This window comes from Amycolatopsis plumensis (assembly GCF_042652605.1).
Taxonomy (GTDB): Bacteria; Actinomycetota; Actinomycetes; order Mycobacteriales; family Pseudonocardiaceae; genus Amycolatopsis; species Amycolatopsis plumensis.
This window is the reverse complement of the sequence record NZ_JBHSJY010000001.1, coordinates 6,252,809-6,266,241: the sequence shown is the minus strand read 5'-3', so window position 1 is coordinate 6,266,241 and position 13,433 is coordinate 6,252,809. Positions and strand designations below refer to the sequence as shown.

Below are 13,433 nucleotides of genomic sequence, written 5' to 3'. Positions count from 1 at the left end.
AGCGCGGCCGAGCGCGGGGGCGCCCCCGTTTTCCACTTTACCGGTCGGCACCGACAATTCCGGCGCTGCCGCCCTGGGCTTCCGCCGACAGCTCCTGCCATTCGTCCCAGGTCGCGAGCCGGTCCGCGTACGCCTGCTGGATGATCGGGTAGAAGCCCTGGCCGAACAGCACCCGCACCGGCGGGTTGGGCGCGTCGACGACCTTGAGCAGGGCCTGGGCGGCCGCCTTCGGGTCGCCGGCCGGCTGCTTGCCCGCGACCTCCGCGAGCCCGCGGCGGATGCCGTCGTAGACCGGGTTCGGCTCGGACACGTGGCCGTTGGCGAGGGGGTTCGGGTTCTTGCCGTCGCGGGTGGCGTAGCCGCCCGGCTCGACGATCGTCACCTTGATGCCGAACCCGGCGACCTCCTTGGCCAGGGTTTCGCCCAGCGCTTCGATCGCCCACCGGGACGCCTGGTACGCGCCGCCGAGCGGCATCGCGATGAGCCCCGCGGCCGACGACAGCTGGACGAAGTGGCCGGAGCCCTGCTCGCGCAGGATCGGCAACGCGGCCTGGATGACCCACAGCGGGCCGAACACGTTGGTCTCCAGCTGGGCGCGCAGTTCGGGCTCGGTCAGCTCTTCGATGGCGCCGATCTGCGCGTAGCCGGCGTTGTTCACGATGACGTCCAGCCGCCCGAAGTGCTCCGCGGCCCGCTTCACGGTTTCGAAGACGGCGGGCTTGTCGGTCACGTCCATCTCCAGCGGAAGCACCGCGTCGCCGTAGGTGGCGACGAGGTCGCCGAGGCTCTCGGTGGATCGCGCGGTGGCGACGACCCGGTCGCCGCGGCCGAGGGCCGCCTCGACGAAGCGACGGCCCAAGCCGCGCGACGAACCCGTGACGAACCAGACCTTGCTCATGGACCTTCCCCGTTTCTCGTTGTTCCGGTGGCATCCGGTCGCCCATAGGACACCGGCGGCCGGAAGCCCGTGACAGCGCGGGATCGTGACGCCGGTCACCGTGGCGGAGATACCGCTAGGGTGCCGAGGTGACCGATCGGCTCTGGGTGGACGACCTGCGCCCGGCCCCGCCGGGGTGGACGTGGGCGAAGTCGAGCGCGGAGGCCATCGCCTTCCTGCGCGACGGCGAGTTCACCGCCCTCTCCCTCGACCACGACCTCGGCGGCGAGGACACGACCCGCCCCGTCGTGCTCTGGCTGTGCGAGCACGACCGGTGGCCGGCCGAGGTGCGCGTCCACACGGCGAACCCGGTCGGCCGCGAATGGCTGACCGGGATGGCGCGGCGGTACGGACCCGGCGTGCGCTAGCGGGGCGCCGGCAGGTGGGCCGCCTCCGGGAAGAGGTTCAGCGCCCGCAACGCCGCGCCCAGCTCGGCGATGTCCGCCGGGTTCGTCAACGACCGGCCCAGTTCCTCCGTGATCCGCTTCAGGCGGTGGCGGATCGTGTTGGGGTGGCAGAACATCCGCTCCGACGTCAGCTTCGTCGAACCCTGGCAGTCGAACCACGCGCGCAGCGTCAGCAGGAGCACGTTGCGGTCGTCGCCCGGGAGGTCCAGGATCGGCTGGAGCACGTGGTGGGCCAGCTGCACCGACGCTTCCGGGGCGCTCGCCACCAGCCCGGCCAGCGGCGACTCGGTGAACTGCACCAGCCCCGGCGTCCCCGGCGTCATGCTCGACAGCGCCACCCGCGCCAGGTGCAGTGCGCGGGCGGTGTTGCCCAAGCCGGTGAACACCGGGCTCATCCCGACGCGGCCCACCGGGTGCTCGCGGACCAGGCCGACGATCGCCGAAGCCGCGGCCGGGTCGCGCAGGGACACCACGCCCACCTGGAGGTCCGGGGTGAGCCGCCACGCCGATGCGTGCTGGGCCGCGCGCAACCGGGCCTCGATCTGCGGGAGCGGCTCGTCGCCCAGCCGCGGGGTTTCCGCCGCGACGACCACGAACGTGCCGTCCAGGGAGAGGTCGAGCACGCGCGCGATGTCCCAGAGCGTCCCCTCGGTCGCGGTGCCGCCCGCGAACAGGGCCTCCACCAGCGCCGAACGCCGGTTCTGGTGCGCCACCATCACTTCCGCCGTCGTGTCGCGGTAGGCCGTGGTGAGGGCTTCCGCGAGGTCGTCGATGAGCGCCCAGATCGCCGTGGTCGCCGCGACCAGGCCGGCGAGGTCCTGCGCGCCTGCGGTCAGCTCGACGAACAGGTGCCAGACCTCGGTGAGCCCGATCCGGTAGGCCCGCAGCAGCTCCGGCAGCGGCGCGCCCTGCAGCGCGCGGGCCCGGCCGGTCGCGCGGGCCTGGGACAGGTCCGGCACGTCCGAGCCGCGCAGCGTGCGCATCACGTGCTCGAGGTTGGCGCGCACCGAGTTCCGCAGCTCGGCGTGGGTGACGAACCGGGCGTCGGCGTAGACCGGCATCTCGGCGCGGATCTGCCGCACCGTGCTCTCGACGAGTTCGGGCAGCTTTCGCTCGACCTCGGCGGCGAGGACGGCGACGCGCGGGGCGAGCCCGTCGGACAGAAGCGCCTGGTAGTGCATGGTGGCCTCCGGTCCCCGGCCTCTCCGTTGAGGTCCGAGACCGACATCTAACCCGAACGAGGCCACCACGTTCGGGTGAACTTTCTACAAGAACCGCGAATGCGGAGGTTCTTTTGTGGAACCTCCGCATTCGCGTCAGGCCATCTTGGCGGCCGCGCTCTTGATCGCCTCCCGGATCCGGAAGTAGGTCCCGCAGCGGCAGACGTTCTGGATGGCGTCGATGTCGGCGTCCGTCGGGTTCTTCGTCTTCTTCAGCAACGCGACCGCCGCCATGATCTGGCCGGGCTGGCAGTAGCCGCACTGGGCGACGTCCTGCTCGAGCCAGGCCTCCTGGACCGGGTGCAGTTCGTCGCCGTCGGCCAGCCCCTCGATCGTGGTGACTTCGCGCCCGGCGCACTCCGACACCGGCGTGACGCACGGGTTGAACGCCTCGCCGTCGAGGTGGCTGGTGCAGGCCTTGCAGACGTTGATGCCGCAGCCGTACTTCGGCCCGCGGACCTTGAGCTTGTCGCGCAGCGCCCACAGCATCGGCAGGTCGGCTGGCGCGTCGACGGTGACGGTCTTCCCGTTCACCACGAAGGTGTAGTTCGGCATGGTTCTCCTCAGCGCGGGAACGGGTCGAAGTCGACCGGGAAGGTGATCGGGAAGCTGCGGGGCTTGATCCCGGTCGCCCGGGCGTAGGCGTTGGCGATCGCGCCGACCGGTGCCGGCAGGCCGAGCTCGCCCGCGCCACCGATGTCGTCACCGGTCGCGGGCATCACGTGCACGGTGACGTCCGTCGGCGAGTTCTTCTGCCGCGCGTAGTGGAACTGCGAGTAGCTGCCCTCCAGCGGCAGGCCCTTGTCGATGTGGAGGCCCGCCGTGAGCGTCGTCGAGATCGCGTCGGTCAGGCCGCCGAGCATCTGCGCCTGGATGCCGCGCGGGTTCACCGGCTTGCCGACGTCGACCGCGATGGTCGCCTTCGTGACGCGCGGGTGCTTCGGGTCGCGCGCGTCGATTTCGACCAGGCAGGCGGTGTAGGACTTGTACTCGCCGTGCACCGCGATCCCCTGCGCGCACCCGGCGGGCATCTTCTTGCCCCATTCGCCGAGCTCGGCGACCTTGTCGAGCACCGCGCGCTGACGCGGTTCCTTGATGAACTCGCGGCGGAAGGCCACCGGGTCCTTGCCCAGCTTCGCGGCGATCTCGTCGACCATGATCTCCTCGGCGCCCCGGGTGTTCGCCGAGTAGACCGACCGCCACGCCGAGGTGTGGAACTTCAGCGGCACCTCGTTGAGCAGCTGCGTGGTGACGCCGAAGTTGTACGGCGACTTCACGGTCAGCAGGAACACCGTCTGCGCGAAGCTGAGGTTGCCGCCGACGGGCAGCTTCGCGGCGAACGCGGTGAGGATCTCGCCGAGCCCGTGGCTCCAGTCGGTTTCGACGCTCGCGACGCGGTGTTCGAACGTCAGCACCTGCCCGAGCGCGAAGGTCGCGCGGATCCGGTGGTAGCTCGCCGCGCGCGCCCGGCCGTGGCGCATGTCGTCGATCCGGCTCCACATCAGCCGGACGGGCTTCTTCATCGCCTTCGAGATGTGCGCGGCTTCGAGCGCGGCGTCGAAGAACAGCCGCCGCCCGAAGGACCCGCCGCCCTGCTGGACGTGCACGGTGACCTTGTTCTCCGGCAGGCCCAGCTCCTGCGCGATGGTCTGCTTCGCCACGATCGGCGACTTCAGCCCGGCCCAGATGGTCGCGCTGTCCTCGCGGACGTCGGCGACGGCGGAGTTCGACTCCATCGGCGCGTGACTGGCGAAGGCGAAGTCGAACTCGCCGTCGACGTACTGCGTCAGCAGCGGCGGCACCACGAACGGCAGCGCGGCGGCCCGCAGCTTCTTCTTGATCGTCTCGTTGTCCTCGCCGTCGACCGTGCCGGGGCCCCACGTGACGTCGAGAGCGTTCTTGCCGTCGAGGGCCTGCCCGAACGTCTCGGCCATCACCGCTACCCCCGTCGGCACGACGGCGATGTCGAGGATCCCCGGCATGGCCCGGACGGCGGCTTCGTTGTTGACCTTCCGCACCGTGCCGTTGATCGTCGGGGGGCGCCGGACCATCACCGGGTTCGCGCCGGGGACGTCGAGGTCGAGCGTGTAGACCTGCTTCCCGGTGACCATCGCGCGGGCGTCCTGGCGCGAGGTCGGCGTCCCGACGAGCGTGTGCGCGGACTCGGCCTTCGGCTGGATCGCGCCGACGCTCAGCCCCGTGCGCGATGCGGGACCGGCGAGGACGCCGTAGGAGGCACTGCGCCCGTCCGGCGCCCACACCGCACCGTCGCGTGTGGACAGTCGGGAGGCGTCGGTCCCCCACTGCGCCGCGGCCGCGGCGACCATCCGGGCGCGCGCGGTCGCCGCGGTGGCGCGCACCGGGTCGTAGAGCGAGCGCATCGTGTTGGACCCGCCGGTGAGCTGGTTGAACAACAGCTCGGCGCGGGCGTCGGAGAGCACGACGTCGACGCGGTCGAGCGGCAGGTCCAGCTCTTCGGCGACGAGCATGGCGGTCGCCGTCGTGATGCCCTGCCCCACCTCGGCGCGCGGCAGCTGCAGCCGCGCCCGGCCGTCGGCGGTCAGCTCGAGCACGAGCATCCCGGCGGTCGGCGCGCACGACAGCGTCAGGACGTCCCCGAGGTCGAGGATCTCCGCCGGCTGCGGCAGGGTCGGGACGACGGCCTCGGCGCGGCCCGGGGCCACGGCGTCGGCGGTGAGCTTCGTGGCGACGGTGAGCGTGGGCGCGGCGACCAGGTAGGTCAGGAAGCGGCGGCGGCCGACCTGCCCGGGCTCCGGCTGTTCGGTGGTGGGACTGGCCATCGGGAATCCCTTGCTGGGTGGTGGCGGGGTGCGCGCCACGCTAAGGACCCCCACGCGAGGCGTCAACGCGGAGTAGTCGGGTTCGCCCATCTCTGTGACGAGATGACAGCGGGAGCCGCCGAATGTGTGCGCCGCCACAGCGCCGGACGGCCCAGCGGGGTGGGTCAGCCGGCCCCGCGGGCCCGCCGGGCCTCGATCAGGTCCTCGCGGGCGCGGGCGACGCGGGAGCGGACGGTGCCGACCGGGCAGCCGCAGACGTCGGCCGCCTCGGCGTAGGACAGTCCGAGCACCTGGGTCAGCACGAGCACTTCACGCCGGTCCGGCTCCAGCCCGTCGAGCAGCAGGCGCAGCTCGACGAGGTCCTCGAAGCCGGCGCCCGGATCGCGGGTGCGCTCGGCGGCGGCTTCCCAGTCGGTGTCGGCGATCTTGGGCCTCGCCCCGGCAGCCCGGATCTGGTCGACGACGACCCGGCGGGCGATCGACAGCAGCCACGTCCGCGACGACGAGCGTCCGGCGAAGCGGCGAAGGCTGCCGAAGGCGCGAAGGTAGGTCTCCTGCGTCAGGTCGTCGGCCGCGGCGGTGTCCGTGAGGTGGGCGAGGAAGCGCCAGACGTCGGCTTGAGTGGCCCGGACCCACGCCTCCAGCGCGCGCCGGTCGCCGCGGCCGGCAGCGAGCGCCAAGGCCGTGACGCGGTCGTCGTCCTCACGGTGAGTCATGGTCCGGAACTTAGCAGTGACCGGGAACCTTTCGGATCCGCCGTCCGACTACTTGGAGCATGAGGTGCGAGGACTGCCGTGAAGCTCTGTCGGCCCGTTTGGACGGCGAGGCCGAGCCGGCGTCCCCCGACGCGCACCTGACGTCGTGCGCGGAGTGCCGCGAGTGGTTCGCGGGCGCGGAACGGCTGCGGCGCACGATGCTGCTGCGCCCGGCCCCGCCGGTGCCGGACCTGACCGCGGCGATCCTGGAGCGCACGCCGGCACCGTCTGGCGAGCGCTGGGGACGGCGGCTCGCGCTGGCGGTGGTGGCGATCGCCCAGCTGGGGCTCGCGTTCGCGGAGTTGCTCGGAACCAGCCACGGCGGCGTCCACCTCGGCCACGAAAGCAGCGCGTGGAACCTCGCGGTGGGCATCGGCCTGCTGACGGCGGCCCTCCTCCCCCGGACGGCGGCCGGCCAGCTGCCGCTGCTGACGGGGTTCGTCGGGGTGCTGCTGGTGCTGTCGGCGGGCGACCTGGCGGCGGGCCGGGTGACGCTGTCCCGGCTGTCGACGCACCTTCTCGTCGTGCTCGGACTGGCGTTGCTGTACGCGGTGCAGCGGGCGCACCGGGACCACGGCACCCCGCTCCCGGCCGCCACCGCAGGCGAAGGCGCCACCACGTCGGCGTCCACAGTGGACGCTCCGGCGACCGGGCGGGCGCGTCCCCGTCTCTTCCGGAGGCAGGCGCACGGCCGGCACGCGGCTTGACGTACAGGGCGTTATACGGAGATCAGGCGAACTTCGTCTTCGGGCGCTCCTGCCGCACTCCGTCGACGTACACGTCCACCTTCTCGTCGAGGAACGCCACCAGCCCCGCGGCGCGGATGCTCTCGGGCAGCGGCGTCGGGTAGCTCCAGGCGAGGTCTTCGTGCCCGGCCACGTCGAAGTGCTCGGCGGCGCCCTTGTACGGGCAGTGCGTCACCACGTCGATCTTCGACAGCAGGTCCATCCGGACGTCCACGCGGGGCAGGTAGTAGCGGGTCGGCAGGCCGGTCTCGAACAGCAGGTGCGGCCGCACCGAATCGGCGACCGTGACGCCGTCGACCTCGATCCGCACGTGCCGGGAGCTCGGCAGCACGTCGACGCGCACCCCGGGATCGCGCGGGTGCGTGAAGATCTGCTCGTCCTCTTCGAACCAGTCGAACGCGCCGAACTCGAACCGGACGTGACCGCGCAGCTCTGCGATCGGCGAATCCGGGTACTCCAGCGCGCCGTCCACCGCCTCGGCTCCGGCACCCTTTATCGTCGACAGAACAGCTTCTCCGCGGCTCGGCGAGTGCGCCGTCCGGCCGGAGGGGGTGAGAACACCGCTCACGACGTCCGCGCGCGGGATGTAGTACGTGGGGTAGTACGGAACTTCCCACACCAGGAGGGGGTGCACCGTGTCCGCGACGACCTGCCCGCCGAGGAACACCCGCACCCGCTTCGCGCCCTGTGCCACGCGGACCCGGCCGCGTCCCGGAGTGCTCATGCTCCGCTCAACGGGCCGCGAAGTGCGGGTATTCCGGCACGTCCGGCGCGGGAACGGCTAGCGTGGCAGGCAGCACGAGGACGACAGGAGGCGGGCACGGGTGGCCGGCGTAGAAATCCCCACGGTCGGTACCCCCGCCGGGATGCGCAAGATCAACCAGCGGGCGGTGCTCGACCTGCTGCGCCGCGGCGGGCCGGCGACCCGGCCGCAGGTGGCGAAGGACACCGGGCTGTCGAAGCCGACGGTCAGCCAGGCGCTGCTGGCACTGGAGGCCGCCGGGCTGGCGCGCCCGACCGGGCAGACCTCCACCGGCACCGGGCGTTCGGCCGTGCTGTACGAGGCCGACCCGACCGCGGGGTACGTGCTGGGCGTCGACATCGGCCGCGAGCACCTGCGGGTCGCGGTGTCGGACCTGGGCCGCACGCTCGTCGCGCGCCGCGACGAGCGCAACACCGCGCGCTCCGGCGCGGCGCTGGTGGCCGCGGTCGGGAAGATCGCGGCCGCGGCGATCGCGGAGGCCGGTTTGTCGGCGGGCGACATCGTTGTCCGCGTGGTCGGCTCGCCCGGCGTCGCCGATCCGGAGAAGCGCTGCTTCCGGCACGCGCCGAACCTGCCGGGCTGGGGCCGCGCGGGACTGATCGACGACCTCGAAGCGGCGCTCGGCCCGGATCTGATGGTGGAGAACGACGCGAACCTCACCGCGGTCGGCGAGTGGGAAAGCGGCGCCGCGCGCGGTGCGTCGGTGTTCGGCTGCATCACGATCGGCACCGGCGTCGGCATGGGCCTGATGGTCGACGGCCGGGTGTTCCGGGGCGCGACCGGCGCGGCCGGTGAGATCGGCTACCTCCCGTACGGCCGCACGCGCGCGGCCGACGAGCCCGGCACCCCGCCCGCGCGCGGCCACCTCGAAGAGGCGACGGCGGCCCAGTCGGTCGTCCAGGGCGCCCGCGAACTCGGCCTGGGCACGGCGAAATCGGCCCGCGAGGTGTTCCGGCTGGCCCGCGAAGGCGACGAGCTGGCGCGCCGCGCGGTGGAGACGGAAGCGGACCGGCTGGCGTACACGGTGGCCTCGGTGGCGGCGGTGATCGACCCGGAGCTGATCGTCCTGGGCGGCGGCATGGGCACGGCGGCCGACCTGCTGCTGGAACCGATCGACCGCGCACTGCGGGCGTTCACGCCGCTGGTGCCGAAGGTGGTCCAGGGCGAGCTGGGCGAGGACGCGGTGCTGACCGGCGCGATCAGCGTCGGCCTGCGGGCGGCCGAAGGCATGGTCTTCGACCGCCGGGTCGGCGCCGCCTGAGCCGGAAGCGGCAATACTAAAGACTAGTGAACTAGATAAGCTCTGCAGCTAGCTTGCGGCCGAGAAATAGTACTGAATATAGTACTAAGTCATGGACGACGAGACAGTAGCGGCGGTGCGCCGGGGCGTGCTGCGGCTCGCGCGGCGGTTGCGCGGCAGCCGTTCCGCGGGGGCCTTGAGCCCCGCCAAGGTCGGCGTGCTGGGGTACCTCGCCCGGCACGGCGCGAGCAGCCCGGGCGAGATCGCCGCCGCCGACGCGCAGCGGCCGCAGGCGCTGACCAAGGTGTTCACCGAGCTCGAGGCCGAGGGCCTGATCAGCCGGTCGCCCAACGAACACGACGGGCGCAGCGTCGTCCTGGACCTCACCGAACCGGGGGCAGCCGCCCTCGAAGCCGACATGCGGGAGCGCGACGAGTGGCTGGCCGCCGCGTTCGGCGCGCTCGGCGAGACCGAACGCGGGGTCCTGCGGCTGGCCGCTCCCCTGCTGGAGCGCCTCTCCGACCACCCCGCCGCGAAGGAGCAAGGATGACCGACGCCTTCCCGCCGCCCCGCGCGTGTCCGTACGCGCCGCCGCCGCGCCTGGCCGAGCTGCGGCGCGACGCCCCGATCAGCCGGGTGCGGATCTGGGACGGGAGCACACCGTGGCTGCTCACCCGGTACGCGGACGTCCGCGCGGTGCTCGCCGACCGCCGGTTCAGCGTCGATCCCACCCGGCCCGGCTACCCCGCGCGCGGCCCGGCGAGCCGGGGACGGCGGACCGGCCGCGGCTCGTTCATCTCGATGGACGGCCTCGAGCACGCCCGGTTGCGCCGGATGCTCATCGCCGAATTCACCGTGCGCCGGGTCGAAGCCCTGCGACCGGCGATCGAACGCACCGCCGCCGAGTTGCTGGACGACCTGGCCGCCGGGCCCCGGCCCGCGGACCTGGTCGCCGGGTACGCCCTGCCGCTGCCGTCGATCGTCATCAGCGAACTGCTCGGCGTGCCCTACGAAGACCACGCCTTCTTCGAAGAGCGCGCCCGGGCCATGCTGGACGACTCCGCGGGCGGCGGCGCCAACCGGGCCGCCACCGCCGAACTCGCCCGCTACCTCGGCACCCTGCTGCAGCGGCGTAGCGCCCACCCCACCGACGACCTGCTCGGCCGGCTGAGCGCGGAGCAGGTCGCCACCGGCGCGCTCTCGCGTTCCGACGCGGTGGCCACGGCGATCCTGCTGCTGGTCGCCGGCCACGAAACCACGGCCAACCAGATCGCCCTGTCCACCGCGTTCCTGCTGGACAACCCCGAGCACGCCGAGGTGTTCCGCGGCGACGCCCCGGCGACCGCGGTCGACGAGCTGCTGCGGCTGCTGACGATCACCCACTTCGGACGCCGCCGCGTCGCGACCGCCGACGTGGAACTCGGCGGCGTCACCATCCGCGCCGGCGAGGGGGTCATCGCCGCCGCCGACATCGCCAACCGCGACCCCGGCGAGTTCGCCGATCCCGAGGCCGTGGACTTCGGCCGCAGCCCCAACCACCACCTCGCCTTCGGCCACGGCGAACACCTGTGCCTCGGCCACCACCTCGCCCGGCTCGAACTCCGCGTCGCGCTGACCGCGCTGCTGCGGCGCCTGCCCCGGCTCCGGCTCGCCGTCCCCACGGGCGAACTGCCGTTCCGGCACGCCCACCCGATCTACGGAATCGACCGGCTCCCGGTCACCTGGGACTGAGCAACGGCCTTCCCCCTGCCCCCTCGTGAGTGAGTAACAGTGTTCTAACACTGTTACTCACTCACGAGGCCGGAACCTCCACGAAGCGGGCGAGCTCGGTGCGGGAAGTGACGCCCAGCTTGGGAAAAGCGTTGTACAGGTGGTACCCCACCGTTCGCGGGCTGAGGAACAGCTGCGCCGCGATCGCGCGGTTGGTCGCGCCCGCGGCGGCCAGGCGCACGACCTGGGCCTCCTGCGCCGTCAAGGTTTCCATGACGGTGGCCTGCCTGGCCGCCGTGCGGGGCCGGGCGCCGATGGCCGCCAGCTCGTGGCCGGCGCGCTCGAGCCAGGGGGCGGCGCCGAGGCGGTCGAAGAGGTCCGCCGCCGCCCGGAGCCGGTGCGCCGCGTCCGCCCGGCGGCGGGCGCGCCGCAGCCATTCGCCGTAGCTCAGGAGCGTGCGCGCCTGTTCGAACGGGCGTGTGCCGTCCTCGTGGTGCTCCAGCGCCCGGCGGTAGTGCGGTTCCGCTTCGGCCGCCGGGGCCAGCAGGGCCTGGCACCGGTGGGCGAGTTCCAGCGCCCACGCCTGTTCGCCGGCCTCCGCCCACTCGCGGAACTCCGCGGCGTACCCGGCCGCCGCCTCGTGCTCGCCCACCCGGACCAGCGCTTCGACCAGGCTCGGTGCCGCGGACCGGGCGACGGCGGTGTGCCCGCCCGGACCGGTCAGCAGGCCGGTCAGGTGCCGCACGGCGGCGGGGTGGTCGCCCCGGCCCAGCGCCCGCACGCCCCGGGCGTAGGCCGCCCACCACTGCCCCGCGGCCACCCGGCTCGCCGGCTCGGCCAGCGCCTCGCAGCGCGGCCCGTCGCCCTCGATCGCCGCCGCCAGCGCCAGGATCCCGCGCAGCTGATCGGCTCGGCGGGTGTGCCCGGTCGCTTCGGCCACCTGCAGTGCTTCGGCGCCGTCCGCCTCGGCTTCGGCGTGCCGGCCGTGCAGGATCCGCAGCTGCGTCCGGATCTGCAGCGCGTGCGTCAGCTCGCCGATCCGGCCGTGGTCCCGGCAGTGCCGGACGAACTCGTCGGCGAGCGCGGCCCCCTCCCGGTCCGCGCCGCTGATGATCGTGGTGAACACCGCGTAGACGAGATCGGCGTCCGGGGCCGTCCACGTCGGCCGCAGCAGCCGGAACGCGCCGCGGTGGTCACCGGACAGCAGCAGCGCACACCCGTGGACGCCGGCGAAGGTGTCCCCGGCCAGCTCCGGGTGACGCGTGGTCACGGCGGTCAGCAGCCGCTGGGCGCGGTCCAGGGTGCCGACGTCGCCGGCGAGGTAGGCGTAGGTGGCCGCGTCGCCGAGCATGGCCGTGGCCTGTTCCGGCGCCGTCCCGGCGATGGCGCCGACGGCGTCGACCACGAGGCGCCCCGCGGCCGCGGCGTTGCCCAGTTCGAACTCCCACGCCGCGCGCACCCCGGCCAGCTCCGCACGGAGGCCGGGAGCGGTGGCGAGCCGCTCGCCGCGTTCGGCCAGCGCACCCGCCCTGGCCAGCTGCCCGGCCTCGGCCGCGCTCACCGCGGCCCGGACCAGCCGCCGCGCGCGGGTCTCGTCCTCTTCGGTGAGCTGCGCGGCCCGCTCGTAGGCGGTGGCGGCCACGGCAGGCGCCCCGCGGCGTGCGGCCCGGTCCGCGGCCTGCTCGACCAGCGACCCGAGCGGCTCGTCGGTCCCGGTCGTCGCGGCCGCGAGGTGCTGGGCCCGCCGGTCCGCCGCCTCGTCGTCCCGGGCCGAGGCCAGCACCCCGGCGAGCGCGCGGTGCGCCTCCTGCCGTCGCGCCAGGGTCGCGCCCCGGTAGGCGGCGGCCTTCACGAGCGGGTGGTGGAAGACGAGCAGCTCGCCGTCGATCCGGGCGAGACCGGCGTGCTCCACCGGCTCCAGGTCGGCGACGACGGCACCCAGCTCGGCGGCGGCGCGCACGACCAGGGAGAGCTCTCCGGTCCCGTCGGCGGCGGCCACGGTCAGCAGGGTGCGGCTGCGCTCCGGCAGCGCGCCGATCCGCTCGCGGAAGGCGTTCTCCACGCGGCCGAGCGGTGACGACGCCGCCGTGTACACGCCGAACGGCGGCAGCTTGCCCGCCCGCTGCTCCGGCCCGAGCATCCGGGCCAGCTCGATCAGGGTCAGCGGGTTGCCCGCGGCCTCGGCGACGAGGCGGTCGCGCACCGCCGGGGCGAGTTCGCCGCCGTGCTCGGCGAGCACGGCGGCCGACTGCGGGTCGTCGAGGCCGTGCAGCGCCAGTTCGGGCAATCCGGCGGCGGGGAACGGCCGATCGCCGTCGCGCACCCCGAAGACCACCGCCACCCGTTCCGCCTGCAGCCGCCGGGCGGCGAACAGCAGCGCCTCGGCCGACGCCCGGTCCAGCCACTGGGCGTCGTCGGCCAGGCAGACGACCGGCCGGTCTTCGGCGGCGTCGGCCAGCAGGGTCAGCACGGCGAGCCCGGTCAGGAACCGGTCGCGTCCCTCGGGCGCGGCCGCCAGGCCGAACGCCGCGCGGAGGGCTCCGGCCTGGGGGCCGGGCAGCGAGCCGACGCGGTCCCGGAGCGGGTGAAGCAGCGCGTGCAGCGCGGCGAACGGCAGGTCCACCTCCGCTTCGGTGCCGGTCACCCGCAGCACCCGGGCGACGCCCCCGGCCCGGTCCGCCAGGTGCGCCAGCAGCGCGGACTTCCCGATCCCGGCCTCGCCGTGGACGACCAGGGCCGCGCCGCGCCCCCGCGTCACGGTGCCGAGCAGCTCCCCCAGGCGCGCCTGCTCCCGGTCACGACCGTAGATCACCCCCGGAACCTACCGCTCGATCCCGGTATCGATGACGGATTC

General features: G+C 73.7%; 12 protein-coding genes. 5 read left to right on the top strand and 7 right to left on the bottom strand.

The genetic code is table 11. The features are described 5' to 3' along the window. Window positions 1–37: 37 nt before the first annotated feature. Window positions 38–898, bottom strand: coding sequence for an SDR family NAD(P)-dependent oxidoreductase (locus ACFPLC_RS30565; RefSeq protein WP_378189690.1), 861 nt, complete (start codon window positions 896–898; stop codon window positions 38–40). A gap of 128 nt (window positions 899–1,026) precedes the next feature. Here ACFPLC_RS30565 and ACFPLC_RS30560 point away from each other — a divergent pair, with 128 nt between their 5' ends. After that, entirely contained in the window at window positions 1,027–1,305 is a 279-nt protein-coding gene (locus ACFPLC_RS30560) for a cyclic-phosphate processing receiver domain-containing protein (RefSeq protein ID WP_378189693.1), read from the top strand. Here the strand turns inward: ACFPLC_RS30560 and ACFPLC_RS30555 are convergent. The 4 genes from ACFPLC_RS30555 to sigC all read right to left on the bottom strand — a co-directional run bounded on the left by ACFPLC_RS30555 (window position 1,302) and on the right by sigC (window position 6,081). Beyond that, on the bottom strand, window positions 1,302–2,525 hold the full coding sequence (locus ACFPLC_RS30555; RefSeq protein WP_378189695.1) for a PucR family transcriptional regulator: 1,224 nt from the start codon (window positions 2,523–2,525) through the stop codon (window positions 1,302–1,304). The two genes, ACFPLC_RS30560 and ACFPLC_RS30555, sit on opposite strands and share 4 nt — an antisense overlap. A 135-nt stretch (window positions 2,526–2,660) precedes the next feature. Further along, window positions 2,661–3,119, bottom strand: a complete 459-nt coding sequence (locus ACFPLC_RS30550; protein ID WP_003056009.1) for a (2Fe-2S)-binding protein — start codon at window positions 3,117–3,119, stop codon at window positions 2,661–2,663. Window positions 3,120–3,127: 8 nt separating this feature from the next. After that, window positions 3,128–5,365, bottom strand: a complete 2,238-nt coding sequence (locus ACFPLC_RS30545) for a xanthine dehydrogenase family protein molybdopterin-binding subunit (RefSeq protein WP_378189697.1) — start codon at window positions 5,363–5,365, stop codon at window positions 3,128–3,130. Between the two features lie 164 nt (window positions 5,366–5,529). Then, entirely contained in the window at window positions 5,530–6,081 is a 552-nt protein-coding gene (gene sigC, locus ACFPLC_RS30540; RefSeq protein ID WP_378189700.1) for an RNA polymerase sigma factor SigC, read from the bottom strand. 59 nt (window positions 6,082–6,140) lie between these two features. Here sigC and ACFPLC_RS30535 point away from each other — a divergent pair, with 59 nt between their 5' ends. After that, entirely contained in the window at window positions 6,141–6,827 is a 687-nt protein-coding gene (locus tag ACFPLC_RS30535; RefSeq protein ID WP_378189702.1) for a zf-HC2 domain-containing protein, read from the top strand. Between the two features lie 22 nt (window positions 6,828–6,849). Here the strand turns inward: ACFPLC_RS30535 and ACFPLC_RS30530 are convergent, their stop codons facing one another. After that, window positions 6,850–7,590 carry a DUF427 domain-containing protein gene (locus tag ACFPLC_RS30530; RefSeq protein WP_378189705.1) on the bottom strand — a complete coding sequence of 247 codons (741 nt, stop codon included), beginning with the start codon at window positions 7,588–7,590 and terminating at the stop codon, window positions 6,850–6,852. Window positions 7,591–7,690: 100 nt separating this feature from the next. Here ACFPLC_RS30530 and ACFPLC_RS30525 point away from each other — a divergent pair, with 100 nt between their 5' ends. From ACFPLC_RS30525 to ACFPLC_RS30515, 3 genes are all read left to right on the top strand, one after another. Next, window positions 7,691–8,890, top strand: a complete 1,200-nt coding sequence (locus ACFPLC_RS30525) for an ROK family transcriptional regulator (RefSeq protein WP_378189707.1) — start codon at window positions 7,691–7,693, stop codon at window positions 8,888–8,890. Between the two features lie 91 nt (window positions 8,891–8,981). After that, window positions 8,982–9,419 carry a MarR family winged helix-turn-helix transcriptional regulator gene (locus ACFPLC_RS30520; protein ID WP_378189709.1) on the top strand — a complete coding sequence of 146 codons (438 nt, stop codon included), beginning with the start codon at window positions 8,982–8,984 and terminating at the stop codon, window positions 9,417–9,419. After that, window positions 9,416–10,600 (top strand): cytochrome P450, encoded by a 1,185-nt coding sequence (locus tag ACFPLC_RS30515; RefSeq protein ID WP_378189711.1) that lies wholly within the window; start codon window positions 9,416–9,418, stop codon window positions 10,598–10,600. The genes ACFPLC_RS30520 and ACFPLC_RS30515 overlap by 4 nt, the downstream gene beginning before the upstream one ends. Before the next feature lie 61 nt (window positions 10,601–10,661). On the opposite strand, the gene ACFPLC_RS30510 is transcribed toward ACFPLC_RS30515, so the two are convergent. Then, the gene (locus tag ACFPLC_RS30510; RefSeq protein ID WP_378235974.1) at window positions 10,662–13,391 is read right to left on the bottom strand and encodes an ATP-binding protein; all 2,730 of its coding nucleotides are present in this window, start codon (window positions 13,389–13,391) and stop codon (window positions 10,662–10,664) included. Between the last annotated feature and the right edge of the window lie 42 nt (window positions 13,392–13,433).